The organism is Streptococcus oralis ATCC 49296 (assembly GCF_000185265.1).
In the GTDB taxonomy this organism is placed as follows: domain Bacteria; phylum Bacillota; class Bacilli; order Lactobacillales; family Streptococcaceae; genus Streptococcus; species Streptococcus oralis_BC.
In genome coordinates this window covers 1319149-1345503 of sequence record NZ_GL622183.1, presented here as the reverse complement: position 1 = coordinate 1345503, position 26355 = coordinate 1319149, and the positions used below count along the sequence as shown (strand labels likewise).

At 41.9% G+C, this 26355-nt stretch carries 25 protein-coding genes and 1 other annotated feature; all 25 genes read right to left on the bottom strand.

Going from position 1 to position 26355, the window contains the following annotated elements; translation table 11 throughout:
• Positions 1-18: 18 nt before the first annotated feature.
• Positions 19-153: a DUF4044 domain-containing protein gene (locus HMPREF8578_RS08740; RefSeq protein WP_000863851.1), complete on the bottom strand. Its 135-nt coding sequence runs from the start codon at positions 151-153 to the stop codon at positions 19-21.
• Positions 154-182: 29 nt separating this feature from the next.
• Complete coding sequence (locus HMPREF8578_RS08735; protein ID WP_000735789.1) at positions 183-371, bottom strand: PspC domain-containing protein; 189 nt, start codon at positions 369-371, stop codon at positions 183-185.
• A 20-nt stretch (positions 372-391) separates the two neighbouring features.
• Positions 392-1717, bottom strand: a complete 1326-nt coding sequence (locus HMPREF8578_RS08730) for a glycosyltransferase family 4 protein (protein WP_001219460.1) — start codon at positions 1715-1717, stop codon at positions 392-394.
• Between the two features lie 8 nt (positions 1718-1725).
• The gene (locus HMPREF8578_RS08725) at positions 1726-2769 is read right to left on the bottom strand and encodes a glycosyltransferase family 4 protein (RefSeq protein ID WP_000426714.1); all 1044 of its coding nucleotides are present in this window, start codon (positions 2767-2769) and stop codon (positions 1726-1728) included.
• A 113-nt stretch (positions 2770-2882) separates the two neighbouring features.
• Positions 2883-3212, bottom strand: coding sequence for a metal-sulfur cluster assembly factor (locus HMPREF8578_RS08720; RefSeq protein WP_000331930.1), 330 nt, complete (start codon positions 3210-3212; stop codon positions 2883-2885).
• A gap of 14 nt (positions 3213-3226) precedes the next feature.
• On the bottom strand, positions 3227-4336 hold the full coding sequence (rpoD, locus tag HMPREF8578_RS08715; RefSeq protein WP_000201892.1) for an RNA polymerase sigma factor RpoD: 1110 nt from the start codon (positions 4334-4336) through the stop codon (positions 3227-3229).
• Between the two features lie 2 nt (positions 4337-4338).
• Positions 4339-6099, bottom strand: coding sequence for a DNA primase (gene dnaG / locus HMPREF8578_RS08710; protein ID WP_000227879.1), 1761 nt, complete (start codon positions 6097-6099; stop codon positions 4339-4341).
• Between the two features lie 196 nt (positions 6100-6295).
• On the bottom strand, positions 6296-7054 hold the full coding sequence (locus HMPREF8578_RS08705; RefSeq protein WP_000125420.1) for an ABC transporter ATP-binding protein: 759 nt from the start codon (positions 7052-7054) through the stop codon (positions 6296-6298).
• On the bottom strand, positions 7051-7917 hold the full coding sequence (locus HMPREF8578_RS08700) for an ABC transporter permease (protein WP_000637252.1): 867 nt from the start codon (positions 7915-7917) through the stop codon (positions 7051-7053). Before HMPREF8578_RS08700 ends, HMPREF8578_RS08705 begins: the two co-directional genes overlap by 4 nt.
• Before the next feature lie 65 nt (positions 7918-7982).
• Positions 7983-8978: a tryptophan ABC transporter substrate-binding protein gene (gene trpX / locus HMPREF8578_RS08695; protein WP_000792187.1), complete on the bottom strand. Its 996-nt coding sequence runs from the start codon at positions 8976-8978 to the stop codon at positions 7983-7985.
• A gap of 118 nt (positions 8979-9096) precedes the next feature.
• Positions 9097-9312: a binding site (T-box leader), on the bottom strand.
• Between the two features lie 96 nt (positions 9313-9408).
• The gene (ppc, locus tag HMPREF8578_RS08690; RefSeq protein ID WP_000058165.1) at positions 9409-12105 is read right to left on the bottom strand and encodes a phosphoenolpyruvate carboxylase; all 2697 of its coding nucleotides are present in this window, start codon (positions 12103-12105) and stop codon (positions 9409-9411) included.
• 23 nt (positions 12106-12128) lie between these two features.
• Positions 12129-13352 carry a cell division peptidoglycan polymerase FtsW gene (gene ftsW, locus HMPREF8578_RS08685; protein WP_000703343.1) on the bottom strand — a complete coding sequence of 408 codons (1224 nt, stop codon included), beginning with the start codon at positions 13350-13352 and terminating at the stop codon, positions 12129-12131.
• Between the two features lie 188 nt (positions 13353-13540).
• Positions 13541-14482 carry a peptidylprolyl isomerase PrsA gene (gene prsA / locus HMPREF8578_RS08680; RefSeq protein WP_000728082.1) on the bottom strand — a complete coding sequence of 314 codons (942 nt, stop codon included), beginning with the start codon at positions 14480-14482 and terminating at the stop codon, positions 13541-13543.
• A 67-nt stretch (positions 14483-14549) separates the two neighbouring features.
• Positions 14550-15263 (bottom strand): O-methyltransferase, encoded by a 714-nt coding sequence (locus HMPREF8578_RS08675; protein ID WP_000230409.1) that lies wholly within the window; start codon positions 15261-15263, stop codon positions 14550-14552.
• A gap of 1 nt (position 15264) precedes the next feature.
• A complete protein-coding gene (gene pepF / locus HMPREF8578_RS08670; RefSeq protein WP_000244110.1) occupies positions 15265-17067 on the bottom strand; it encodes an oligoendopeptidase F in 1803 nt (600 codons plus the stop codon).
• A gap of 18 nt (positions 17068-17085) precedes the next feature.
• A complete protein-coding gene (locus HMPREF8578_RS08665; protein ID WP_000495871.1) occupies positions 17086-18042 on the bottom strand; it encodes a competence protein CoiA in 957 nt (318 codons plus the stop codon).
• Positions 18043-18118: 76 nt separating this feature from the next.
• Positions 18119-19267 carry a PDDEXK family nuclease gene (locus HMPREF8578_RS08660; RefSeq protein WP_000202639.1) on the bottom strand — a complete coding sequence of 383 codons (1149 nt, stop codon included), beginning with the start codon at positions 19265-19267 and terminating at the stop codon, positions 18119-18121.
• 177 nt (positions 19268-19444) lie between these two features.
• Positions 19445-20305 (bottom strand): SAM-dependent methyltransferase TehB, encoded by an 861-nt coding sequence (gene tehB / locus HMPREF8578_RS08655; RefSeq protein ID WP_000413073.1) that lies wholly within the window; start codon positions 20303-20305, stop codon positions 19445-19447.
• Between the two features lie 14 nt (positions 20306-20319).
• Positions 20320-20787 (bottom strand): SsrA-binding protein SmpB, encoded by a 468-nt coding sequence (smpB, locus tag HMPREF8578_RS08650; RefSeq protein ID WP_001051738.1) that lies wholly within the window; start codon positions 20785-20787, stop codon positions 20320-20322.
• The gene (gene rnr / locus HMPREF8578_RS08645; protein WP_000653283.1) at positions 20750-23104 is read right to left on the bottom strand and encodes a ribonuclease R; all 2355 of its coding nucleotides are present in this window, start codon (positions 23102-23104) and stop codon (positions 20750-20752) included. The genes smpB and rnr overlap by 38 nt, the downstream gene beginning before the upstream one ends.
• Before the next feature lie 203 nt (positions 23105-23307).
• Positions 23308-23541: a preprotein translocase subunit SecG gene (secG, locus tag HMPREF8578_RS08640; protein ID WP_000282517.1), complete on the bottom strand. Its 234-nt coding sequence runs from the start codon at positions 23539-23541 to the stop codon at positions 23308-23310.
• 39 nt (positions 23542-23580) lie between these two features.
• Entirely contained in the window at positions 23581-23730 is a 150-nt protein-coding gene (gene rpmG, locus HMPREF8578_RS08635) for a 50S ribosomal protein L33 (RefSeq protein WP_007519517.1), read from the bottom strand.
• Positions 23730-24929 (bottom strand): multidrug efflux MFS transporter, encoded by a 1200-nt coding sequence (locus tag HMPREF8578_RS08630; protein WP_001156295.1) that lies wholly within the window; start codon positions 24927-24929, stop codon positions 23730-23732. Before HMPREF8578_RS08630 ends, rpmG begins: the two co-directional genes overlap by 1 nt.
• A complete protein-coding gene (gene coaE / locus HMPREF8578_RS08625; protein WP_000516163.1) occupies positions 24916-25521 on the bottom strand; it encodes a dephospho-CoA kinase in 606 nt (201 codons plus the stop codon). Before coaE ends, HMPREF8578_RS08630 begins: the two co-directional genes overlap by 14 nt.
• Positions 25521-26345, bottom strand: coding sequence for a DNA-formamidopyrimidine glycosylase (mutM, locus tag HMPREF8578_RS08620; RefSeq protein WP_001114611.1), 825 nt, complete (start codon positions 26343-26345; stop codon positions 25521-25523). The genes coaE and mutM overlap by 1 nt, the downstream gene beginning before the upstream one ends.
• Between the last annotated feature and the right edge of the window lie 10 nt (positions 26346-26355).

The window sequence follows — 26355 nt, the reverse complement described above, 5'->3', positions numbered from 1 at the left end:
TCTATCCTCGTAGCTTGCTTAGAATCTACTAAAAGCTCCAAGCGCAGTTGCAAAGATACCAGCAAGGGTTACAAACAACATGATGAGCACGACAACAAGCGTCACCTTTTCAAACAATGTTTTTTTACGTTTTCCGTTATCTCCAAAAGCCATAACTTCTCCTTTTTTTATATAATTCTAATTTAATAGTCTGTCGAAACTGGTGCAATCAACCATAAAATGATATAAGCAAGGACTCCTGTCCCATAACAAAATGCAAGAACAGCCCAAATGACACGAACAATTGTTGGATCGATATCAAAATAATGAGCAACTCCTGCGCATACTCCACCAATTTTTTGATCTTTCCCGCTTCTCATTAATTTTTTCATTTTTTCTTCCTCTTATTCTATTATTTGAATTCGTCTCTCCAATAATCTCTGATGCTAGACAATTGTTTTCGAGACGCTCTTAAAATACGTTTGGATTCTTTTACTGGGCTTGTAACAGCCTGTTGAGGTAGATAGAGAATCGTTTTTAAGAAGCGTTGACTGACAGGTTGTCCATCATGTAACTCATGTTCAAAGTTATTTGAGATAATAGCATCAAGGTAAAACTCATGAACTCGTTTCCCAAAATTTTCAGCCGAAATCTCGTACAACTTATCCGCCAACTTTTGTTCAGACATATCAGGAGTAGCGATCAAGGCTTCAAGGATAGCGCCCGCAAGCTCTCGTTCTCCATAATAGAGGGTCCCAAACATTTTATCATTGATCAGATTTTCAAGATAAGGATTGCCATGAGCAATAACAGGCGTTCCACTGGCTAGACTTTCTAGATAGGTTAAACCCTGAGTTTCACTCGTAGAGGCTGAAATAAAGAAATCAGCTGCTTTATAGTACAAGGCTGTCTCACTTGGAGCAATCATACCTGTAAAAATCACATGTTTTTGTATGTTTAATTTCCCTGCTTGTTCTTTCAGACTATCCAGATAAGGTCCGTCTCCAGCAACAACCAACTTCACCTTGTCTTCTTCTTTCAAAACCTGCGCAAAGGCAGCTAAGACTGCTTGGATATTCTTCTCAAAGGAGATACGCGAAAGGCTCAGCAGCATTTTCTCACCTTCCTGAATACCTAACTTCGAACGAAGCTCTTGTAAGTTTTCCTCTTTGATCTCAGGTCGTTCAAACTTAGCCAGCTCAATTCCAGTTGGGATGACACGCTTTTCAACCTTGACTTTGTATTTCGATAAAAGGTCACGAACAATCTCACTAGGGCAAATCACGCCATCTACATCATGAAGGAAGCCTCGCACCAAATATTTTACCATACTCGGACGAATTAGCATGCCCTTAGCAATGTAATGCACATAGTCTTCATACTGGGTATGGTAGGTATGAATAACTGGGATTTTCAATTCTCTCGCAATCCAAATCCCTAACAAACCAAGAGAAAATTCTGTCTGGGTATGAATGATATCGAGTTGATACTGCTTGGCAATTTCAAGCGCCTTTGTAAAACCTCGGTAGGCAAATCGTCGATCCTTAAATGCAAAGAAAGGGACACTCGGAATGCGAATAATTTGCCAATCTTCGTATCGGTTCACGTCTTTATCAGTTGTTGTAAAGATAAAAACTGCATGCCCCTGCTTTTCAAGCTCAGTTTTCAAAGTCCGAATACTAGTCGCGACCCCGGAAACCTGAGGGAAATAGGTATCTGTAAATAAACCAATTCGCATAAATTACCTCACTTTTTGCCCAAAGCAGCCTGTTCTCGATAAAATTTTAACCAGATTTCCAACAAATGCTCCTCAGAGTACTCTTTGGAGATCTCGCGAGCTTTTTCTTTCAAGTCCTTTAAGGCTTCAGGGTCATTCTTGTATTCTAGGATTGCTTCTCTCATCTCGGAAACATCACTTGTAGCACGATAATTCCCATCAAGAATAACCTTATACAGCTCCAAATCTCTTAACATAATAGGAGCCTCACAACTAGCGGCCTCTAATATGGTCATAGGGAATAATTCATTGTAACTTGGTAGCAAGAATAGATCTGCCATAGCGTAAAGTTCCCGCATCCGTTCGGGTGACACAATTCCAGGGAAAATAAGATTTTTGGGTGGATTGTCCATTATCTTCTTGTAGCGTTCATAACCATCTGTCATCCCACCAAATGAAAAACCACCTGCCCAGATAAAGGTAATTTCTGGCAATTCCTCAGCAAGACGGATAAAATCATCAATTCCTTTACGTTTCTGAACCTGACCCGCACCGATTACGACAAACTGATCTTCCGCAAGATCCATTTCCTTCCGGAGTTGTGCAACCTGTTCAGCTGGTAATGGATGCCATTTTTCTTTGTTTACAAAGTTTGGAATATAAGTTACTTTTTCACGCGGAATACCAGCAGCCACCAAATCCTCGATAAACATGGGATTGACCACCACCAAGTGTTCCATTCGGTTGTAAAAGGAAAAAACATAGCGTTTGACAATTCCTTTTAGGAAAAATGGAATCTTCAAACTCCCCTCAAGCGTATCAGGCAAAAAATGCACATAGCCAATTTTTCTCCCAGAGCGTTTCTTTTGGAAAGTAGATAAATAATAAGGGAAATCAATAGTGTGAAAATGAGTTACATCTGCCTCTACAGGAAGATTCTCCGTAACAATCAACTGGTCTTTGGCATCGCGGTGAAGGAGACTAACCAATTCTCGATAAGCTCCTGACACTCCTTGACCAGCTACTTTTTCACTTGAGCTTAGCATATTAATACGCAATTTTTCGTTTTCCATACCTTTCATTATACCATTTTATTTCCAGAAAATCAGCAAAAGAAAGAAGAGACGATTGGAAAAAGGATAAAATTACCCTATTTTACAATCGTCTCTCGCATTTTTCTTAGTCTTTATTTAATTCCTAGGGCGATACGCGCGTATCGGCTCATTTTTTCAACCGTCCAAGCTGGATACCAGACCAATTTAACTTCGGTATTAGTTACCTCAGGCACATCTGTCATCGCATCATGTATCTGGTCTGTCAAAAGGTCAGCCAGTGGGCAGCCCATAGTTGTCAAGGTCATATCAATTTCAGTGTGACCTGTTTCACCATCAAAACGAATTTCATAAATCAAACCTAGGTTGACAATATCAATCCCCAACTCAGGGTCGATGACTTCTTCCAAGGCATTTAAAATGCGTGTTTTGATCGTTTCAATTTGCTCTTCTGTATAAGCCATGTTATTCCTCACTCTTAGTCTTCAATAAAATCACGAAGCGGTTTGCTGCGACTTGGTTGACGCAATTTTCTCAAAGCCTTGGCCTCAATCTGACGGATACGTTCACGAGTCACGTTAAAGACTTTCCCAACATCTTCAAGAGTACGCATTTTCCCATCATCTAGCCCGAAACGAAGGCGCAGAACGTTTTCTTCACGGTCTGTGAGAGTATCCAAAACCTCATCCAACTGCTCGCGCAACACGATGCGAGTTGTGTAGTCTACTGGATTTTCAATCACTTCGTCTTCGATAAAGTCCCCAAGATGGCTATCGTCCTCTTCTCCAATCGGTGTTTCAAGTGATACTGGTTCTTGAGCGATTTTCAAAATTTCACGGACCTTGTCAGGTGTCATATCCATACGTTCAGCGATTTGTTCAGGAGTTGGATCTTGACCCAATTCTTGAAGGAGGTTACGCTGTTCACGAACCAATTTATTGATAGTTTCAACCATGTGAACAGGGATACGAATGGTGCGAGCTTGGTCAGCGATGGCACGAGTGATTGCCTGACGAATCCACCAAGTTGCATACGTAGAAAACTTAAATCCTTTTGAATAGTCAAACTTGTCAACAGCCTTCATCAAGCCCATGTTTCCTTCTTGGATCAAGTCAAGAAACTGCATGCCACGCCCTACGTAGCGCTTAGCGATAGAAACCACCAAACGAAGGTTGGCTTCTGCAAGGCGTTGTTTGGCTTCGATATCACCAGCCTCAACTGCTAGGGCCAATTCTTTTTCCTCTTCGTTGGTCAAGAGAGGAACAACCCCGATTTCCTTCAAATACATACGGACTGGGTCATTAACCTTGGCAGAGGTTGAGCCAATCAAGTCCTCATCACTGAGTTCTGGTTCTTCTTCTGCACTAAGAACACGCGCACTTGGATTTCCTTCGTTATCTGTGATAGAAATTCCAGCATCCTGAATCCGTTGCAAAAGGTCTTCAATGCCGTCTGCATCGAGGGTAAAAGGAATAACCAGACTTGAATTGATTTCATCATCTGTTGCTGTTCCTGTTTTTTTGTGGTTACGGATAAAGTCTGCTACTTGCACATCAAATGTGGTTACTTCTTTTTGTTTAGTTGCCATTATTACTCCATTCTTCTCTTTTGGGAAATCAATCGTTGCAATTCTTCCAAGGCTGTGTCTGTATCTCCTACATGACTAGCTTCCTGCACTTTCTTTTTAATTCGTAAGTTGTCCTTGCTGAGGAGAGCACGGTTTCGAGTCGCTTCGACTTCCATTAGCTCTTGAGGCGACATCTCAGCTGGCAAATCCAAGCTAAGCACGTGGTACCAAGCATTTTCAACCTCAGGCGTCTGATGAGAAAGCTCCTCTGAGCCGATTTCTCCCTGCTCACTTAATAATTCGTAAAGAATTTGAAATTCTGGGGTATCAAAGAAAAAATCTTCTCTTAATCGGTAGTCGTTTAACACAACTGGGTTCTCAGCCATCCTATAGAGGAGATGAGCCTCTGCTCTCATGACTGCTGTCAATTGTCGCGTTACAGGTATACTAATCGCTGCTGGAGGTTGCTCCTCTTTGACTCTTTCCTGCCTCTGAACAATGCGACTTTCATTTACAATCTGTTCCACCTGCTGGTAATCAAAAGAAGGTAGATTATCCGCCAGAATGTGGATATAAGAATTCTGGGCAGTGATAGACTTTTCTTTGGCGATTAGGGGCGCAATCTTTTCAATGAATTCGATTTGCGCCTGCAAGTTATCACTATTTTCTGGCTTGAGCTGGTGAATATAGAACTCTATAGGACTAATCCGAGTCTTGGTTAAAAGGTAAGCCAGGTCTTCAGCAGAATTCTTTTGCAAATACTCATCTGGGTCCATGGCATCAGGTACTCGGACAACTTCCACTGAGAAATCTTTTAATTCTTCCAGAGCTTTGGCTGTCGCTGCCTGTCCTGCCTTGTCACCATCATAGCTGAGAACTATCTTTTTGGTGAAGCGTTTGAGGTGGTCAACATGCTCCTTGCTCAGCGCTGTCCCCATGGAAGCCACAGCATTTTCTATACCAGCACGGTAGGCCGCGATCACATCCATGAAACCTTCCATCAGATAGAGCTCTGTAATCTTACCTGTTCCCTTTTTTGCCTTGTCCAAATGATACAATTCGTAACTCTTGTTAAAAATTGCAGTCGAGCGACTATTTTTATATTTGGCAGTCTGACTATCCATTTCTTGCCAAATACGACCTGAAAAGGCAATGACCTGCCCCTTGTCATTGGTCAAAGGAAAGACAATACGTCCGAAAAAGGTATCAAAGAACTGATTGTCATCTGACAAATAAAACAAGCCCGAATCCAATAAATTCTTTTCCTCAAACTTGCCAGATAAACGTTGGTAAAGATAGTTTCTCTCGGCTGGAGCTAGTCCAATTTGGAAGTGCTTCAGGACATCATCCGTCAATCCACGTTTGTAGAGATAAGCCCTTGCTTCTTCTCCCATCTTAGTCGTCATGAGGATTGCATGGTAAAAGCGTGCTGCTTCTTCATGCATATCATATAGAGCTTGATGAGGAGAAAGCTGTTGAGGACGAGACTGGATAGGCATAGCTAGTTGAATACCGACACGCTCACCTAAGAGCTGAACGGCTTCCATAAAGGATACACCTTGGTATTCTTCGATGAACTTAAAAACATCTCCTGAACGCCCACAACCGAAACAATGGTAAAATTGCTTGTCTTCAACAACGTTGAAAGAGGGGGTCTTTTCACCATGAAAAGGACAGAGCCCTAAATAGTTCCGTCCAGCCTTTTGTAAAGAAATCACGTCACCTATGACTTCCACAATGTTGGCATTGTTTTTGATTTCTTCAATGACTTGCTTGTCAACCATACACAATACCTCCATCTTATCATAGTTTCACGTTATCTAGTATAGCTTATTTCTGAAAAAAAGTAAACCATTTCATACACTTTCCGTAATTCTCTTTACCTTATTTTTCTTGATAGAATGGGAAGATAAAAAACTCAGAATCACTTCCGTGTTTCTAAGTTTTTCTTCTCTATTTTTTGACGAGAAATTCTCTACTTTACTCAAATAATTGATAGTAGTCTGAAATCTTCATTTTTGCTTTTTCTTCTTTGTTCAAATCTTGGATGATACGACCATCTTTCATGACAATCAGACGATTTCCATACTTCAACGCATCCTCCATATGGTGGGTAATCATCAAGGCTGTTAGATGATCCTTGTTGACAAACTCATCTGTTAACTCCATCAATGCAACACTGGTCTTGGGGTCAAGGGCTGCTGTGTGTTCATCCAACAAAAGCAACTCTGGTCGTTTCAAGGTTGCCATCAAGAGGCTCAAGGCCTGACGTTGACCACCTGATAGAAATTCAATCGGAGTGTCCAGATGTTTTTCAAGACCATTTCCAACCTTTTCAATGGTAGCCTGAAACTCTTCACGATGACTTGATAGTCTTCTAGGCAGGAGCCCTCTCTTCTCACCACGAAACTTGGCAATCAAAAGATTTTCCGCCACCGTCATACGGGGAGCCGTACCCATCTTAGGATCCTGAAAGACACGAGACAAGTACTTAGCCCGCTTTTCAGGTGAAAAATGCGTCACGTCCTCGCCCATAATACGGATACTTCCACTTGTTAAAGGTAGGGTACCTGCAATAGTGTTAAAAAGCGTTGACTTCCCTGCTCCATTTCCACCTAGGATGGTAATGAAGTCATGTTCAAAAATCTCAAGAGAAACATCATTCAGAATGATTTTTTCCTCGTCAAAGCCATTCGTAATGACTTTGGTAGCATTTTTTAATTCTACAATTGCTGTCATTTGCTAAACTTGACTCCTTTCAGGTATTTGCTTTTGAAGGTTGGAATCATAAGGCAAACTGCCAAAATCAAGGCGCTGTACAAACGAAGATAACTTGTATTAAACCCAAGAGCAATCACTCCCCAGACGAGGAACTGATAAGCAATAGACCCTACAACGATGGTCATGAGTCGCTCTGCCAAGGTCAAACTCTTGAACAAAACCTCACCAATAATCAAGCTAGCAAGCCCTACGACAATCACGCCGATTCCTCGAGAAACATCCGCATATCCTTCTTGTTGAGCAATTAAGGCTCCTGCAAGCGCGATAATCCCATTTGAGAGAACCAAGCCCATAAGTTCCATTCGTCCTGTATTGATACCAAAGCTACGAGCCATATCGGGATTGTCACCTGTAGCGATGTAGGCCTGACCTAGTTTGGTATCAAGGAAAAAGAGCATAAGGCCAATAACAAGAGCTACAAAGATAAATCCAGTCAGGAGTTGGTTAAGATCTGAATCAAAAGGCAAGACATCCTGAATTTGCTTGGTTCCAAGAAGCCCCAGATTGGCACGTCCCATAATCATGAGCATGATGGAATGGCAAGAAGTCATGACCAGAATCCCTGATAAGAGGGTTGGGATTTTTCCTTTGGTATATAAGAGACCGGTCGCCATTCCAGCTAGACAGCCCGCTCCTACTGCGGCTAGGGTTGCTAAAAATGGGTTGACTCCCTGTGTTATCAAGGTTACAGCTACTGCTCCCCCAAGAGGAAAAGAACCTTCAGTAGTCATATCTGGAAAATTCAAAATTCGAAAAGTCATAAAGATTCCCAAACCTAAAATCGCCCAGACCATCCCCTGAGAAATAATGGATACTATCATAATCTTTCACTCATTTCTTTCTTTAGTAAAAATGGGAGGAGATGTGCCCAGCTCCTCCTTTATATTTATTCAATCACTTGTCCTGCTTCTTTTAGAACGGACTCAGGAATGGTGATACCAAGTTCCTGCGCTAGTTTTTTGTTAATCACTGACTTACCAGTTGAAAATACATTAACTGGCGTATCAGCTGGTTTTTCACCTTTCAAAACTTTGGCAATCATCTTACCAGTAGCCACTCCAAGATCGTGTTGGTCAACTACTACAGATGCTAATCCACCTGCTTCTACCATGGCAGTAGCACTTGGGTAGATTGGCTTTTTAGCTGTTTGGTTGCTTGAAACAACTGTTGAGAATGCTGATGCGATGGTGTTGTCAATTGGAACCCAAATCGCATCAACCTTACTTGTCATGACATTAACTGTTGAAGCAATTTCATTGGTTGATGGAACGGCAAATGTTTCGACTGTCAAACCTGCTTTTTCAGCATAAGCCTTGAATTCTTCTACCTGTGTTTTTGAGTTATCTTCGCTACTTGAGTAAAGAGCACCGATTGTTTTGACATTTGGTGTCAAAGTTTTAATCAATTCCACTTGCTGTTCAGCTGGGTTGTGGTCTGACACCCCTGTAATGTTGCCACCTGGTTTTTTCAAATCTTTGACCAAGTTAGCACCGATTGGGTCTGTAATAGCAGCCATGATAACTGGTAGATCTTTAGTAGCACTTGCAAGTCCTTGAGCTGCTGGTGTTGCAATCCCAACAACTACATCGTTTCCATTTGCTACCAATTGTTTACTCATGGTTGCAACCTTGCTCTGATCGCCTTCAGAGTTCATAAAGTCGATTTTTACTTGGTCGTCCTTATAGCCTTCTTCAGCTAGTCCATCTTGAATTCCTTGGTAAATCAAGTCCAAGGATGGGTGACTAACAAATTGAAGGACACCAACCTTAGCGACCTTTTGCTCTTCCTTAGCTGATGGCTTGTTCATAGATGAATAAATCAAGCTAGCCACCACCAATACTGCTAATCCAGCCACAATTCCAATCAAACGTTTATTTTTCATTTTTCTTTCTCCTTAATTCTTTTACCTTAACTTTTTAAATCACATCATCAAGCGATGCCATCGTTTAAATTCCAATATCTTTCCTCCCCATAGAAAAAGTCCTCACACAAAAAACTTGTGTGAGGACGTCGATGCGCGGTGCCACCTCAATTATAGGGAATATCCCTATCGCTCTTTCTCGCAATAACGAGTTGCACTGTAAGGTGTGCTCACCGAATTTTTATGATTTCAAATTCTTAAGTACATTCAGCCCAATTTCATCAATTTCATCTATCTGCTTTCACCAAACACAGACTCTCTAAAAAATGAGCAAGATTACTTTCTGAATGTTTAAATTATATCATTTTTCAACTACTTGTCAAGCTTATTTTTAGAATTTTTTAAACAATTCAAAAACTTCCCCTTGAAAAAAGAGGAAGTTTGTAGAATATCAGCCAGAATTACGTAAACCAGTTGCAATTCCGTTAATAGTTGTATGGATCAGTTTTTCTTCATCTGCCGACAATTCTCCGCGACGTTGGCGTTTGATCAACTCCAACTGGATGTAGTTCAGGATATTAAAGTAAGGCATACGATAGTTTAGACTGTCTTTTAGGTAAGAGTTTTCTGCCAAGAGTTCGTCATAACCTTCGATAGCTAAAATAACGTCCTTAGTCAACTGCCATTCATCTAAAATAGTGTAGTAGATAGCTTGTACTTCTTCGTCTTCACAGAGCTTGGCATATTCAAAAGCAATGTTCATGTTAGACTTAGACAAGACCATGTCTACATTGGAAAGCAAAGATTGAAAGAAAGGCCAGTTTTGGTACATGTCACGAAGAAACTCGATATTCTTCGGATCTTGATCTATAAATTCTTTAAAGCTTGATCCCACTCCGTACCATCCAGGGAACATGACACGGCTTTGTGACCATGAGAAGACCCAAGGGATAGCACGCAAACCGCCAATTTCAGTGATGGTCTTACGAGCTGCTGGACGCGAACCGATATTGAAGCTTGAAATAGCCTTGATTGGACTTGATTCAAAGAAATAGTCATAGAAATGTTCATTTCCAAAAACCAAATCACGGTAGATATCATAACTACGGTCTACTACTTGATCCATGATAGCTTCGTAACGATTTGACGTATTGGTATCACTCTTCTTCTTGGTAATCATGCGGTTAATAGCTGCAGAAACCAGCATCTCAAGGTTGTAATAGGCTGCATCTTTGTTACCGTATTTGTTGCCAATGACTTCTCCTTGCTCAGTCAGACGGATACGGTCCTTAATAGACTTGAGTGGTTGAGATGTGATGGCTTCATAAGTTGGTCCACCACCACGACCCACAGTACCACCACGACCATGGAAGAAAGTAACCTTAACGCCAAATTCATCCCCAATAGCAGTCAGTTGTTGTTGAGCTTTATAGAGAGTCCAACATGATGACAGGTAACCACCGTCTTTGTTACTATCAGAGTAGCCAAGCATGATTTCTTGGTAGTTGTCTTTTGAAGCAATCCATTTTTTAGCCAAAGGAAGAGAGAAATATCTTCTCATGGTTTCTTCTGAGTGATCCAAATCTTCAATCGTTTCAAAGAGGGGAACAATCTGAACGCGGGCTTTTTGGGCATCCACCAAGCCGACTTCCTTAAGCATAATGGCTAGTTCAAGCATATCGGATACACTGGTTGCGTGAGAAATGATGGTTTGACGAATAACATTTTCACCCAGTTTATCCTTCAACTTGCGCGCAGCTTTAAAGATAGAGAGTTCTTTTTCAAGCAGTTCTGACTTTTCAGCATGAGTCGCTGAGAGGATACGAGGATCTTCTTCCAACTCTTTTAAGAGGAGGGCACATTTTTCGTCTTCAGAAAGGTCGCTATAATGGTCGTTAATACCAGCTGATGCTAGCAATTCAGCCACACAGGCTTCGTGAACACTAGAATCCTGGCGCATATCAATAGAAGCAAGGTAGAAACCAAAAATTTCGACAGCTTGCATCAACTCGACAAATTCTCCTGAAATCAGGTATTCCCCTTTGTTTTCAAGGAGAGAATCACGAATGGCCAACAAATCTTGATAAAATTCATCTGCAGTGGCATATCTAGGTTGAAGGTCCTTGTCTTCAATGAGATAAGCCTTGGTTGCCTGCATCTTAGCTTGGATGTCAAAGAGGGCACGACGATAGAGTTCTTTTTCGCGATAAATGGAGTTATCTTGTGACTTCAGTGCCATCTCACGAACCTTGTCGCTGACATTCACGATGCTGGTTGAAAGTGAAAATTCACGATAAAGATTATAAATCTTTTCATCATAGTAGTTCATGATGACTTCACACTGGGTCAAGGCTGATTTGTTTAGAGTTTCCGCAGTTACGAAAGGATTTCCATCACGGTCTCCTCCTATCCACATCCCCATAGTAATCGGTTTTGGATGTTGGAGCTCGATACCTTGTTCTTTAGCCAATTTTTTATACTCAGCTGTCAAACGCGGAACAGCATTCAGGAAAGAACTTTGGTAATACTCCATCACGTTGGTGATTTCGTTGGTTACTTTCAATTTCTTCTCACGAATCATGTCCGTTTGCATGATAATCTCAATGTAACGACGGAGATCCGTGTGCCATTTTTCTTTATTAATCAAACCGAGTTTGACATCACGGTACTTGCGCAAAAGCGTATGGATATGGTTGGTCAAATCCAGCATACTCTTGCGTTGGACTTGCGTTGGATGGGCGGTCAAGACAGGAACGACATTCAACTTTTCTAAAATTTCGGCTGCATTTTCTTTTTCAGCTACCATCTTAATCGTTGTAGATAATTTTCCTAAATAGTCTTGGTCCACATTGTTTTGGTGATTGATTTCATAGGCCAAATCCACATCCTCAGAGATATTAATCAAAAGTGGAAGGATAGAGAAATAGCGTGAAATGTAAATCATTTCTTCATTCGAAAGACTGGTCACTAGGTCATTAAGCCCTTGATAATTCTCACTAGTTGATAATTCCTTCAACTGGATAATCTTTTCAAAGGTTTCTGGTGCCAGCATATTTTTTGTGATATCTTCTAATAACTCAGTCAGAATCAAGACTTCTTCTTGGACGACTGCTTTATTACTATAGTTTTCTAATTTTTGAAGAGACATATACTTTCCTTTCCATTCAATCCTTACAGACTTTCATCGGTTTGATTTTCGTATTCTCTGATAAGTTTGGCACGTTTTTCACTTGCGTCAATGTTCAGTACAAGCGCGATGGCTACGGATAATACCAATAAACTGTTCCCACCTTGTGAAAGGAAGGGGAAGGTTACCCCTGTAGAAGGAATCAACCCTGAAATCCCACCGATATTGACAAAGACCTGAACAAGGATCATCCCTCCGACGCCAATAGCAACCATAGAGTTAAAGGGGTCCTTTGCTCGAATACCAACCAAGATGATTCGCAAAATCAAGAAGAAGAGTAGAGCCAAAATCATACTGGCTCCTACGAATCCAAACTCCTCAATAACAATCGAAAAGACGAAATCCGTATGGGCTTCTGGCAGATAACCACGCTTCTCGATAGAATTCCCCAGTCCCAGTCCGAACCAGCCACCATTTACCATTGCATAGTAGGAATTTGCGAGCTGGTGCCCTGCACCCGCCAAGTCATTAAAGGGATTAAAGAAGGCACTAAAACGTTTAGCAACGTAACCAAATACAGGAATTTGAGAGAACTTTTCAACCCCAACAAAGCGAATAACAGACAAGACTAACATTGAGCTCCCTGCCAAGAGAGCCAAAATGGTCGAGAACCAACGATAGGCGATCCCACTAACCGTATACATGATGAGCGCCACCAAGACCAAGATGGTCGCATTTCCCAAGTCTGGGAAAATTCCCAAGCTACCAATCAGAACCAGCAGAACAAAACGCCAATCGTTAAAAGCTCGAGGTAGCCACTGATTCTGTGTCAAAACCTGGAAGTCATAAACCGCAATCTCATCTTGTTGTTTTGAAAATCGATGTGCCAGGTACCAGATGATGATAATCTTAAGGTACTCCGCAGGCTGAATCGTTACAGGTCCTACAGAGATCCATCCGTATGCTCCATTGACTGGTGTTCCGACCAGTCGCGCCAGAGCTAAAAGAACCATCTCCACAATCATTACGATAAAGATGAGACGTCCGTTTCTTAGGAAACCTAATTTTAATTTATAGATTAAGGCAATCAGAATCAAACTAGCTATCCAGAAGATTCCCTGGTTACGCACCAATTGAAAGGCGCTTTTTCCTTCTTCAATCAAGGTTGCACTCGTTGTCGAGTACACCACAATCAGCCCCAAAATCGATAAAAGGAAGTAAGGAATCAAAATGGAATAGTTTAGTAGGTGCCTTTTACTAATTTTCATATTTCACCACTCTAATAGGAACAGACGCTTCTGTTCCCAATTCCGTTTTATTTTCTAGTTTTGATTGCTATTATACCACTTTTTCAGAAAGAAAAAAACTCTTATCCTTTAATCCTTCGAATTTTACTCATTTTCTAGTTTCAAGCATAAAAAATACAAACCTCTCTTGAGATTTGTATTTAAAGTTCTTAGTTAGATGAAGAGCTGCTGCTTGAGCTTGAGTCACCACCACCGATGTATTGGGTGAAGATGTTTTGGAATGATTGGTCTTTAACCTTGATGTTTGCTGCTTGCAATTCTTTACCAATTACTCCTTGAACAAAGGCTGAATCATTTTGTTTTTGAGTCAAGATGATAGTCTTCAATTTTTCTTTGTAATCCTCTATATTAGAAGATTTTTCTGTTTTCTTCGTTACTTTGATGATGTAGAACTGACTGCTGTAGGCTTGTGTTCCAGTAGCTGTAATCACATCAGAAACCCCGTTCACATCCAAGGCAAAGGCTGCTTTCTTGACTTGTTCTGGAAGTTCTGTAGAAGCAGAGTCAAAAGTGATTTCTCCACCATTTTCTTTTGTTTTGTCGTCGTTAGAGTTGTCTTTTGCCAACTGAGCAAAATCTGCACCTTCTGCTTTAGCTTTCTCAAGTACTTCTTTTGCCTTGTCTTCATTATCCAAACGGATGATTTGAGCTGTTACATCTGGTGTGTAAGACTCAAAAGCTTTTTGGTAAGCTTCGTCTGTCAACTCACTCTCAGCAGCCTTCTTAACTGCCAATTCAACCAATTTGCTGGTACGGATTTGAGCTTTACGAGTCTCAGGTGTCATACCTGCACGTTGAAGCACGCTGTTGTAGCTATCGCCGTATTTCTTTTGTTCTTCAGCAACGGCATCATCCACATCTTTATCCGTTACTTCTGATCCATATTGTTGTTCAAATACTTTTTGGATGGTCATATTGAGCAAGACTTGTTGCGCAGTTGGATTGTTCTTTACTTCTTCAAAGAATTGATGCTCTGTAATCACATCGCCCTTCATGCTGATCAAATCTTTTCCTTCAGAACTGTTTGAACAAGCTGCAAGTGTTGCTACTGATAAAAGTGTGATGGCTCCTGCCATAAGTTTTTTCTTCATGTTTACTCCTTTTACGGTAAGTGTTACCTTATCTATTTTACTATAATTTCTTAAATTTTTCTGAAAATCATTCGCTCTCAGAAAGCTCTACTTCTGCTAGATTCTTTCGTAGCATAAGAATACCGTCTCCAAGTGGAACTAGAGTTGCTGTTAGACCTGGATTGTCCAAAGTTGCGTCGAAAAGTCTTTGCAAACCACGGTAAATGGTGCGTTGACCACGGCGAACTTCCATGATGTCCTTGGCAACATCTCCTCCTTGAAAAATATCATCCAAGACCACCACTCCACCGACTTCCAAATGTTTAAGGATTTCAGGCAGAAAGACGATATACTTGGACTTGGCCGAATCCATAAAGACAAAATCATATGTTTCTGTCAAAGTAGATAAAACATCAACAGCATCACCTTCAAGTAAGGTGATTTGCTTACGATTGTCAAACTGGGCAAAGTTTTCCTTGGCAAAGCCTATCATTTCTGGATTACGGTCAATGGTTGTAATCTTGGCATCTGGCGCATGTTCCGCCATTAAAAGAGCTGAGAAACCGATAGCCGTCCCAATTTCCAAAATGTTCTTGGGCTGTATGGTCTCCATGAGAAATCGAAAATACGCGACCGTTTCATGGGGAATAATAGGAATATTTTCCTTACGAGCGAAGGTTTCCAATTCTTTCAAAGAGCCTGTCACCTGTTTTTGACGCTGGCGCATGAGTTCTACGATTTCTTCCTTGACGACAGGCCGGCGCATATTGTGATTGGCATTTTTACTATAAGACTCTACCATCTTAAGCTAGTCCCAATTTTTCAACAAGGGCTTCAAACTCGTTCAAGCGGCGTTCAAAGACTGCAAAGGCATCGTTGAGATAGTCTTCCTTCTCCATATCAACACCAGCTTTTCTCATGACATTGAGCGGATAGTCAGACTTACCAGCCTTGAGGTAGTCGATATAGCGGTCACGATCTTCTTGACTACCATGGACAATCTTTTCAGCTAAGGCTGAAGCAGCTGCAAAACCAGTTGAATACTGATAAACATAGTAGTTATAGTAGAAGTGTGGAATGCGTGCCCACTCGTATTGGATCTGAGGATTGTCTTCCTTGCTGAGTCCGTAGTACTCTTGGTTCAAGTCAGCGTAGAGTTTATTGAGGAAATCACTGGTCAAGACTTCTCCATTTTGATCTGCTTGGTGGATGGCATGTTCAAACTCAGCGAATTGAGTTTGACGGAAGACTGTTCCACGGAAACCGTCTAGGAAGTTATTGAGAATAGCAAAGCGCGTTGCGTCGTCTTCCACTTCTTCCAACAATTTCTCTGTCAAGATATTTTCGTTAGTCGTTGAGGCAATCTCAGCCAAGAAGATAGAATAATCTCCGTAAACATAAGGTTGTGTTTCACGAGTATAGCTTGAGTGCATACTGTGACCTGTTTCATGGACAAGGGTAAAGAGATTATCTAGATTGTCCTGCCAGTTGAGAAGCATAAAGGCATTGGTATCGTAAGAACCACCAGAGTAGGCACCAGAACGCTTGCCTTGGTTTTCATAAACATCAATCCAACGCTCACTGAAGGCACGTTTAACACGGCTCAAGTAGTCGTCACCTAAAACTGCCAAAGCTTCTTCTGCCTTTTTCAAGGCTTCTTCGTAGGTAAAGCTATAATCTACTGACGAAAGCGGTGTGTAGACATCGTACATCTTGAGGTCGGAAATACCCAAGATTTTAGAACGAAGTTCTAGGTAACGATGCAAGAGCGGCAAATGCTTGCGAACTGCTGCTACTAGATTGTCATAGACACTTTCTGGAACAAAGTTTGCTGCGAGGGCTGCATGGCGAGCACTCTTATAGTTGCGAACTTTTGCTCGATAGTTTTGCACCTTAACATTTGTCTGCAAGGTCTTAGCATAAGTGTGTTGGAATTGCTCATATGTCGCATAAAGGGCTTCATAGGCACCACGACGCACTTCACGGTTTTTAGACTCCATCAAACGGATGTAAGTACCGTGTGAAAGTTGCACTTCCTTGCCTTCGTCATCAAGCACGTATGGGAAGCTAATATCCGCATTGTCCAAAATAGCGAAGGTTTCACTAGCAGAACCAAAGATTTCTCCTGCTCCAGCAAGCAATTCTTCCTCACGTTGCGAAAGAACATGGTCTTTCTTTTGCAAGAGCTTGTCAAAAAAGTGTTTGTAAACTTGGAGTTTTGGTTGAGCTTCTAGGAAGGCCGCATACTGCTCTTCGCTAATCTCCATAAACTCAGGTTCATAGAATGAAAAGGCTTGTTCTAACTGACTGTATAGGGTCATTGCCTTAGCATAGTACTCTTGATACTTGGATTCACGCGTGTCCTGGTCATTTTTCATATGTGCATAGACATAAAGCTTTTCAACTTGGCGTTCCAAATCAAGTGAAAATTCTGTGATCTCAAGCAAACTGTCTGCGCTGTCTAAGAGATGTCCCTCATACTGAGATGCTGTTTGTACTTTTTCAGTTAAATCTTTCAAGGTTTCTTCCCAAGCCTGGTCTGTTGGGTAGATTGTTGAAAGATCCCATGTATCTTTTTCACTTATTTCATGTCGTTGTAATACCATAAGATTCCTCCATCCTTTCTATTTTACCACATTTTTTGAGAAATATAAGTGATAAAAGGCTGGTGGATAGAGCTTTTGGCGATTATTTTTCGGATTTATTTGATAGTAAGCCTGAAAATTTCTATAATAGCTAGTCAAATCCGTTTCAATCTGCAAAAAATCACCTGATTCTATCGGCTTGACTTGAGGATACCAGTCGTCTAGTTGACGGTTTAATAGATTGTCTCCTTGATGATAAGCTTCCTCCTGCTTCTTCATCCAGTAAGGCGTTTGGTAGTACAACTGTTGGCGAATGTAGTGACAGATAGTTGAATCTTGAGAAACTGTAAGACTAGCTAGCTTTTGTTTTTGATAAGGAAATCGTAGAATTTCCAAGAGATTTCCTTGGCCATAGGGAAATTCCTTGACCTGAAAATGAAGCTTGCCACGTAGGTCCTGATGCAGAAGATATTTGAGTCTCAAAACTTGCTTTTTGAAATCTAGTTCCCAAACATAGAAACCCATATTTTGACTAAAATAGAGAAATCCCCTTTGCAGTTGTGTTAATCGCTCTTTTAACCAGAGTTTTTCTCCCAGTAGCCAGATAACCTGATAGCCCTGGCTACGGTATCCTTGACTTCTATCGCCTAAAAGCTTTTGAGACAAGGGACTGCACTGGACCTCCAGTGCTAGTTTCCCATTGACGAGAACATCTGCTATCTGCTGAATCTCGGACAAACTGTATTCTAAGGCCACCTGACTGTCTTTCTTGGCCCAGTGATAAAGGGCCTCTTTGTTGCCTAAGTGTTCTGGACTTTCATTTTCAAAAATGGCAATACAATCTCTTAAACTTTCATGGGCAAAGTGCGTTCGAATACTCTGTCCTTGGCGTAACCGTAGTCCGCCTCCACAGGCTGGACAAGTATAAGCTTGCTTGATCACATCTTTTTCGAGGGCATTTACCAATTTTCCCTTGGCATCTCTGGCTACAAACATGGTCTACCTCCTTTTCTCATTTATTCGAAAAAGAAGCAAAAAAGACTGGAATTCCAGCCTTTCATGATATTATTTCTCATCTTTTTTGTCTCTTAGAATATTTTTTTAGCATGGGAATGAGATTGGGAATCTGCTCACTTCTAATGACCAGCACGCCGTATTCCTGGCAGCGATTGGCATAAACAGGATTGATTTTCCCCGTACAGACAATTAACTTGAGGCAACTCTCCCCAGCAAAATGATTGGCGTAGACTTCTAGTTCATTGATGGCTTCGACTGATAAATCTGTCATCTTGCAAGAGATAAAGGTAATCGAGCGACCCTTTCTCAAAATGACATCAATCTCATTTTGAACATTGTCTGCCTCTGGAAAGATGCCATTCCAATCAATCTCACCGCCTATCATGCACTCATCAAACAGCTGAGATTCAAGCGCCAAGAGATAGAGATATACCTCTAAAATATGTCCCTTATTGCGGCAAAAGACTTGAGCTTCTTGACTTGGAAAGCTGTATGCTACTCGTTTCTTGTCCTCGCTTTCAATACAAAGCATCCCTGCTTCCACAAGTAAAGGAATAAGGGATTTTGGATAGTGATAATACCTGCCATTGTTTTCCAGTATCTTTTCTGTCTCAGCATGCAGGTCATTGGTCTTAGCTAGAGAGAAAAATTGGGTCACTTGATACCAGTGGGCAGGGTTGGCAATGGCAGAGCTGGCTAGTTTTTTGATGGCTGCAATTTGCTTAACTGAGTGGATAGGGCGTTTTGATTTGAGCATTTTTCCACCACGCAAGGCTATCAGCTGTTGGATGCTTAGGGTTGGAATGTCCAAATCTTCTTTTTCCAGCTGACCGGCTACCCACTTGTATTGTTTTCCCCGCTCGACATCCATGGCAACGATGGGGAGCTGCCAATCCAAGCCGTATTGATAGAGAGATAAGGCTAGTAGCGAATCCCCACCAAAAACATCGAGAAGGACTTGGTCATAGCCTGCTAGACAATAATCTAACTGGTCTGCTAGTTGTTCTAAGGATAACTGACGAAAGGTCACTCGTTGAATATGAGGTACCTCTTCCATGATAAACTGACGGAGAGAGAGCTTCTCTTCATTGCTTATTTTCGTCAAAGATAGAAAAAGAATCTCGTCACAATCACTGATAAAGGCTTGGTAGACATTCTTTTCCAATACATGCCGATCATACAATTCCACCAAAAGACTCGTCATTCGACCACCTCCATCATAAAGACTTTCTTGCGCTGAGAGTATCAGCAATACAGCCCTACTGCTCAGATTTCCTACTTCTAGTATAGCATAAAATCCTGCTCGCCCCAATCAACCAACGCAAACAAAAACGAATAGAAACCTTGCAAAGTGATTTCTATTCGCTAGTATAGGTTTGATTTACTTGACTTTTTTGGCTAACATAGTCGCAAAGCGTAGTTGAATACGATTGCCATTTTCATCACGACGGTGCAAGTGTCCTGGATTTTCATTGTACTTAATCAATTCCCAATCCTTGTAATAGTCTGCCAACTCTCCTTCTTTAAAGGTGAATGGGAAGTTGACTGAGCAAGGATAATCCTCCGTATCCATGGCACAGACGATAAGGTTATAGCCACCGACCGTAGTGTGCTCCTGCATATTTTGGATAATAGCTGGAATGCGGTCCGCTTGTAAGAACATTAGAACAACTGTCGATACGATGAAATCATAGTCTTGGCTAATGCTGGCTGAATTGATATCGTATAGTCCTACAGGCATGTCTAGATCCTCTTGCTCTACGATGCTTTGCAAGATTTCAAGGGACAATTCATTTTGATCCACAGCTGTCACATCAAAACCATTCTGTGCGAGAAAGAGAGAGTTACGCCCCTGACCACAACCCAAATCCAAGGCTCTTCCTGGTTTCACCGTTTGCACAGCCTCTAGGACCTCTGAATGGACTGGATTGGTCTGGTATTTCTTAGGGAAATAATCCTCAGGTTTACAATAAAATTCCAAGTACCACTCTACATCGTCAGTGGCAGCCTCTACTCGGTGCCAGGCTTGCGGTTGTGCCATAGGATTGTCAGCTCCTGCCTCAAAGAGGTGCTCAGCTAGAACCTCACCATCTTCTGTTAACTCAATAAACTTGAGTGCCCCCTTCAAGACAGTAATTTTTCCCCAGGTACCGACTTTAGTATTGTGCTTTTGCTGAACTGCTTCAGGCATGGTCTGTTTATTCCACAAGGGCGTTCGTTTATAGGCAATTAATTTTTCCATTTTACTTCCTCTTCTTAACGCTGGTTGACAGCTTTCATCACACGCGCGATGTCGCGGTTTTGTTCACGACGCTTGATTGACTCCCGTTTGTCATAGTCATGTTTCCCTTTGGCAAGTCCTAAAAGGAGTTTGGCGTAGCCATCTTTGATATAGACTTTAAGGGGAACAAGGGTCATTCCTGTCCCTTTGGTCTCTTGTTCCAATTTTTGAATTTGCTTCTTATGGAGCAGGAGTTTACGACGGCGTTCAGGTTCCTGGTTCCAGATATTACCCTCTTCGTAAGGGGCGATATGAACATTGCTCAGCCAGACTTCCCCATTTTTTACTTGAGCAAAGCCGTCCTTGAGATTGATTCGAGCGGCTCGAACGCTCTTGATTTCAGTTCCAGTCAGGACTATCCCTGCCTCTAGCGTATCTACGATTGTATAGTCGTGGTGCGCCTTTTTATTTTGTGCGACGACCTTTCCCTCGCCCTTTGCCATGCTTGGCTCCTTTCTTAGCTACTTCCTTGTAAAAAGGTTTCTTACCTTTTTTCTTCTTGTCTTTTTGTGAATGCTTGCGCTTATCATTTGAGCGTCCTGATTTTCTCTTGTCTTCCTTCTTATCTGAACGACGACTTGAGCCACGACCTCTATCTTTGCGCCCAGCTTGTTTCAAACCTTTTTCGATGACATCAAACTCACTTGGGATATAAGAGAAGTCAATTTCACCTGTCATCTTATCGGCTCTTTCAACTCGAATGCGAATCTGCTGACCTACACGGAAAGTTATGCCCGATTTCTCCCCACGGAGAGTCAAATCCCGTTCGTTGAAATGATAAAATTCAGGTAGATTGGTAATGTGAATCAAGCCTTCAACTGTATTTGGCAATTCGACAAAGAGACCGAACTTGACAATGCTGGATACAACTGCATCGTACTCTTCTCCCACGTATTCTTCCATGTACTCAGCCTTTTTCATGGCTTCGACTTCACGCTCCGCCTCGATGGCACGACGTTCACGGTTGGAAGACTGGGTTGCAATCTCTGGAATCACTTGCTCAAAATGCTCTGCTATTTCCTTAGAACGGCCGTAATCCCGAATCATACGGTGGACAAGGAGATCTGGATAACGGCGAATAGGACTGGTAAAGTGAGTGTAATAGTCGGCAGCAAGACCATAGTGACCGTGATTGTGCTCTGAATAGCGAGCTTGTTGCATGGATCGGAGAAGCATCATGGACAATACATCCGCATAGGGTTCTCCCTCAACAGCACGCATGATGTCTTGAAGCGCCTCCTGGCTAATCTCACTGGCAGTCCCATAAATCCGCAAACCAAAGCTTGAAGCATAGTCAATAAACTTCTGAACTTTTTCAGCTTTGGGCTCCTCGTGAATTCGATAGATGAAAGGTAGATCCAACTTGCTAAAGTGCTCGGCAACCGTTTCATTAGCAATTAACATGAAGGACTCAATCATCCGCTCAGCAATACCACGTTGGCGAAGAACGATATCCACAGGCTTACCTTTTTTATCCACTAGAATCTTTGCTTCGCTGGTATCAAAGTTAAGGGCGCCACGCTTCTCACGCATACTTTCTAGCCTTTCATGAAGCTTGGCCATGAGCTCGATACTAGGAACAATTTTCTTAAACTCTTGTCTTTTTTCCTCGTCACCTGCTAGGATATCATTAACAGCGCTATAGGTCATACGAAAACTAGTCTTGATGACTGTTTGGGTAATGGTGTAATGAACCACACGACCGTGTTTATCAATTTCCATAATGGCAGACTGGGTCAAGCGATCTACTTGAGGATTGAGAGAGCAGATACCATTTGACAGTCGTTCTGGGAGCATTGGAACTACACGGTCTGTCACATAAACAGAAGTCGCACGGTTAAGGGCTTCCTTGTCAAGTGCAGAACCCTCTGTCACATAGTAGGAAACATCCGCGATGTGAACTCCGAGTTCTAGATTGCCATTTTTCAAAGGCTTGATGTGTACTGCGTCGTCCAAGTCCTTGGCATCCGCACCGTCAATGGTAAAGGTAAGCTCATCTCTTAAATCAAGACGCCCTTCCATATCCTTTTGAGACGGAGCTTCTGGTACACTTTCTGCTTCCTTGAGAACAGCTTCTGGAAATTCTGAAACAATATCCATGGATTCCAAGACTTCAAGAACGTCAATCCCAGCATCAGTCGAGTGCCCCACCACGTCGAGCACACTAGCGACAAAGAAATCATGTTTCTTACTTGGGTATTTGTCTATGAAGACCTTAAGAACCTCTGTCCCTTCCAACTTGATAGCTGGTTTCTTCACATAAATCGGTTGGCTGATTTTCTGATTCTTTGAACGAATGTAGCCCGCATACTTGGGCTTTTCCTGATCCAGAACAATTTGTCCGACAACTGTCGTCAGGCTATGCTCTAGGATATCGATAATTTTGGCTTCTGCAGCAGTTCCCTTGTTACGGTCAGCGACTTTCTTGATGACCACCTCTACGGTATCACCATCAATGGCATAGTTGACATCGTTTTTTCCTACAAAAAGGTCGTCCTCTTCGCCTTCTAGACTGACAAAGCCAAAGCCATTCTTATGGGCATGAAAAATCCCTTTGAGGGTAATTTCATGTTTCTTCTTTTGGTCCAGACATAAACTACCATCATCTTCAAAACGGATCTGGTGCTTTCTTTCCATCAGAGACAGGGTTTTAATCAACTCACGGAAATCCTTGGACCCATCCTTTCCGAGAGACTGAGCCAGGTCATTTACCGTCACTCGCCCCTTCTCTTGCAAATATTCTTTAATTTTATCTTTCATGTTTTCTTTCTAGATTTTTTAATTTTCTTTTACTGTAAGACCTTCTCAAACATCATTTAATACTCAATAAAAATCAAAGAGCAAACTAGAAAGCTAGGCGCAGGCAGTACTGGAGTACGATAAGCCGACGCTGACGTGGTTTGAATTTGATTTTTGAAGAGTATAAAAATAAAAATAGGCAAAGACCTAGTCCTGCCCATTTCTTATCTACTTGATAATACCGTCAATGCTAAGGCAATGGCTAGCCAGAAAAAGACTAAAATACCTGTCAAACGTTGCATCACAGCTTCAAAACCACGCGCTTTACTACGTTCAAACAAATCACCTGAGCTGGCATCAAATACATTGCTGGATTGGTTCTTAGTTGGTTGCATGAAAATCGCAATCACAATCACAACAGATAATACTAATAAAATGGTTAATAATAGGTTATACATATCAAACTCCTTAAAATCCCTATTATTTTACCATAAATTCTACTTAGATTCAAGATGTAAAGTTACTTTTCTTTCCTTTGGACAATATTTTAACACCTCAATCTTGTCTGGATGGGTTTTGGAGTTCTTACTGGTTAGATAATTCATGCTGCCACAAGAGGAGCACTTGAGATTGATTTTTACTCGCACTAGATTTCCTTTACTTTTAATAATGATCTAAATTGCACTAAGTTACATAAACAACTGAAAGCTACACAGGCTGCTGTCGCATAAAAGACAGCATGGTAGCCCAAATATCCTGCAACTGCGGATCCCGCCATAGGTCCGATCACTCCACCAAGGTAAAAAAAGACTTGGTTGAAGGCGAAAATCCTTGAAATACCTGATTTTGGAGTCATTTTGCTGAGAAGGGCATTGACTCCTGGTATGAGAGCACCTGTTCCCAAACCAAAGAGAAAACGATACAAGCCAAGTTGAAGGGGGCTGGTTGCATGGGCACAAAGTAGGTAAATGATGACGGAATAAATCTGCGCCGCGACCAACAATCTATGATTCCCTACCTTATCGCCAAGTTTTCCTAGAATTCCAGCACTCATCATGCTAGAAAATCCCATGCTGGATACGATTAATCCTGATACAAAGAGGAGATTCTCAGTCTGCCCTAAGTCCCGCACATAGAGAGCCAGAATGGGACCAATTGATTGAGCTGAAAATTGAATGACGAAGCTTGTCAAAAATAGGTTTACTAAGAGCCTAGGATACTTGAAAGAAGAAAATACTTCTTTCGTTGGGATAGCCTTCTCCTTAGCCACTGGCTGAAAATCTTCCTTGATAAAGAAAATAGTCAGGATTGCAGCTAAAAATAAGAAAGCACCTACCAATAAAAAGACATTACGAATGCCAAAAATTTCAGCAATAAAGCCCCCAACAAAGGGACCCGTCAATGTTCCAGCAACAACACCTGTAGATAGAGTCCCCAGAGCCGCTCCAGACTTATCTTTGGGTACCTGACTAGCAATCAAGGCCGTTGCATTGGGGACAAAACCAGTAAATACACCATTGAGCAAGCGCAGAAAGAGTAGCCAATAGATATTGGGTACGAAGGCCAAACCTCCCATAGTGATAGTCATGGCAAGCCCAGCTCGAATCATCATGAGCTTTCGACCGTACTTGTCAGCAAGAATACCCCAGATAGGAGAAACTAGAGCTGCTGAAACAGCCGAAACTGAGATGGCTAATCCAGCATAGAAAGCAACTTGGTCTCCTTCAATTCCCAACTGCTCTACAAAGATAGGCATGAAAGGAACGACCAAGGAAATACTAGCTCCCGTTAAAAAGCTACCGAACCAGGCGACACGAAGATTCTCTTTCCAACTAATCTCTTGCACAGCTATCGCCTCCTTCAAGTAACTTCACTACTTGAGTCACAAGCTGATCACGACTACCATTATTGTCTAATATATGGCTCGCCAATTTTTTCTTCTCTTCTAAAGACCACTGGGCGGCCAAACGGGACTCTGCTACTTCCTTAGAAAGATGATTCCGTTTCATGAAACGTTCCACCTGAACTTCACGGTTCACATAGACCAGCCATGTTTCATCAAACCAGGCACTGTAGTCCTGTTCAAAAAGCAGGGGAATATCCATGAAAAAAATCGCTTCTGTCTGGGCTAACTGGTCTCTCAGTGCAGCCAATTCCTCACGAATAATCTCTCCTTGGGTTTGTTTAGACCATTCCTGCTCCTCAGGATTTGAAAAGATGAGACTAGCCAGGAGAGGGCGATTGAGTTCTCCATTTTCAAGGATTATTTTTTGTCCAAAGTGCTGAACTAAGAGCTGATAAAGACGACCACCAGGTTTTTGTAGCTGGTGGACGACTGCGTCAGCATCCACCACTTGAAAACCTTTCTCTCTTAGGAAATTTGTTACAGTTGACTTACCAGAGGCAATTCCTCCTGTGATTCCAATGATTTTTCCCATCAGTCCCTCCTTTGACACTGAGGACAAAAATGAGTTCCTCGTCCACCGAGCTGGAATTTCTCAATCACTGCCCCACAGCGGGAACACGCTTGTCCAGTCTTATCATAGACCTGATGGAAGTCCTGCATGGTTCCGTCTTCCCCAAAGGCATTGGTATAGGTACGAATGGTGGAGCCGCCTTTTTCAACAGCCTGCCCCAAAACAGCAATGGTCTGGTCATGAATAGCTGTCGCTTCTTCTGCTGTCAAAGTCTGGGAAGGTCTTGCTGGATGAACCTGAGCTCGCCAGAGAACCTCATCCACATAGATATTGCCAAGGCCAGCTACCAAGGTCTGGTCTAGGAGATGGGATTTGATAGGCTTTTTAGACTTGGATAGAGCAGCTTGAAAGACCTGCAAATCAAAGTCCTGCTCTCTTGGCTCAGGCCCTAGTTTTTTAGATACAAAGTAGGCATCCAAAAGGTCGGGTGCCAGCAGTTCCATAGTACCAAACTTGCGTACGTCCTCATATACAAGAGTGCCGCCATCCTCAAAATGGAAGAAAACATGGGCGTGTTTACGTTCTGGAACTTGGTCCGGATAGTAAAAATACTTTCCCTCCATCCGCAGATGGGAAATCAAGACCTTGTCTGTCAAGTAGAAAAGCAAATATTTTCCACGACGCCCCATGGACTCAATTACTTGACCAGGCACTTCCTTTTGAAACTCTTTCAAATCCGTCTTGATCATCTTGGGATAAGTAATCTCTATATTAGAAATCTTCTTTCCCAAGATCAATTTTTCTAAGCCACGACGAACCGTTTCAACCTCAGGTAATTCAGGCATAAATCCTCCT

Bases quoted from the DNA above. Each gene is read 5' to 3' on its own strand.
- HMPREF8578_RS08660 (WP_000202639.1), bottom strand. From the start codon at position 19,267: ATGACGAGTCTTTTGGTGGAATTGTATGATCGGCATGTATTGGAAAAG.
- HMPREF8578_RS08705 (WP_000125420.1), bottom strand. From the start codon at position 7,054: ATGACAGCAATTGTAGAATTAAAAAATGCTACCAAAGTCATTACGAAT.
- HMPREF8578_RS08700 (WP_000637252.1), bottom strand. From the start codon at position 7,917: ATGATAGTATCCATTATTTCTCAGGGGATGGTCTGGGCGATTTTAGGT.
- ftsW (WP_000703343.1), bottom strand. From the start codon at position 13,352: ATGAAAATTAGTAAAAGGCACCTACTAAACTATTCCATTTTGATTCCT.
- smpB (WP_001051738.1), bottom strand. From the start codon at position 20,787: ATGGCAAAGGGCGAGGGAAAGGTCGTCGCACAAAATAAAAAGGCGCAC.
- mutM (WP_001114611.1), bottom strand. From the start codon at position 26,345: ATGCCTGAATTACCTGAGGTTGAAACGGTTCGTCGTGGCTTAGAAAAA.
- coaE (WP_000516163.1), bottom strand. From the start codon at position 25,521: ATGGGAAAAATCATTGGAATCACAGGAGGAATTGCCTCTGGTAAGTCA.
- HMPREF8578_RS08740 (WP_000863851.1), bottom strand. From the start codon at position 153: ATGGCTTTTGGAGATAACGGAAAACGTAAAAAAACATTGTTTGAAAAG.
- HMPREF8578_RS08735 (WP_000735789.1), bottom strand. From the start codon at position 371: ATGAAAAAATTAATGAGAAGCGGGAAAGATCAAAAAATTGGTGGAGTA.
- ppc (WP_000058165.1), bottom strand. From the start codon at position 12,105: ATGTCTCTTCAAAAATTAGAAAACTATAGTAATAAAGCAGTCGTCCAA.
- rpoD (WP_000201892.1), bottom strand. From the start codon at position 4,336: ATGGCAACTAAACAAAAAGAAGTAACCACATTTGATGTGCAAGTAGCA.
- pepF (WP_000244110.1), bottom strand. From the start codon at position 17,067: ATGGTATTACAACGACATGAAATAAGTGAAAAAGATACATGGGATCTT.
- dnaG (WP_000227879.1), bottom strand. From the start codon at position 6,099: ATGGTTGACAAGCAAGTCATTGAAGAAATCAAAAACAATGCCAACATT.
- prsA (WP_000728082.1), bottom strand. From the start codon at position 14,482: ATGAAGAAAAAACTTATGGCAGGAGCCATCACACTTTTATCAGTAGCA.
- HMPREF8578_RS08720 (WP_000331930.1), bottom strand. From the start codon at position 3,212: ATGGCTTATACAGAAGAGCAAATTGAAACGATCAAAACACGCATTTTA.
- HMPREF8578_RS08665 (WP_000495871.1), bottom strand. From the start codon at position 18,042: ATGTTTGTAGCCAGAGATGCCAAGGGAAAATTGGTAAATGCCCTCGAA.
- secG (WP_000282517.1), bottom strand. From the start codon at position 23,541: ATGTATAACCTATTATTAACCATTTTATTAGTATTATCTGTTGTGATT.
- tehB (WP_000413073.1), bottom strand. From the start codon at position 20,305: ATGGAAAAATTAATTGCCTATAAACGAACGCCCTTGTGGAATAAACAG.
- HMPREF8578_RS08725 (WP_000426714.1), bottom strand. From the start codon at position 2,769: ATGGAAAACGAAAAATTGCGTATTAATATGCTAAGCTCAAGTGAAAAA.
- rnr (WP_000653283.1), bottom strand. From the start codon at position 23,104: ATGAAAGATAAAATTAAAGAATATTTGCAAGAGAAGGGGCGAGTGACG.
- HMPREF8578_RS08675 (WP_000230409.1), bottom strand. From the start codon at position 15,263: ATGGTAGAGTCTTATAGTAAAAATGCCAATCACAATATGCGCCGGCCT.
- trpX (WP_000792187.1), bottom strand. From the start codon at position 8,978: ATGAAAAATAAACGTTTGATTGGAATTGTGGCTGGATTAGCAGTATTG.
- HMPREF8578_RS08730 (WP_001219460.1), bottom strand. From the start codon at position 1,717: ATGCGAATTGGTTTATTTACAGATACCTATTTCCCTCAGGTTTCCGGG.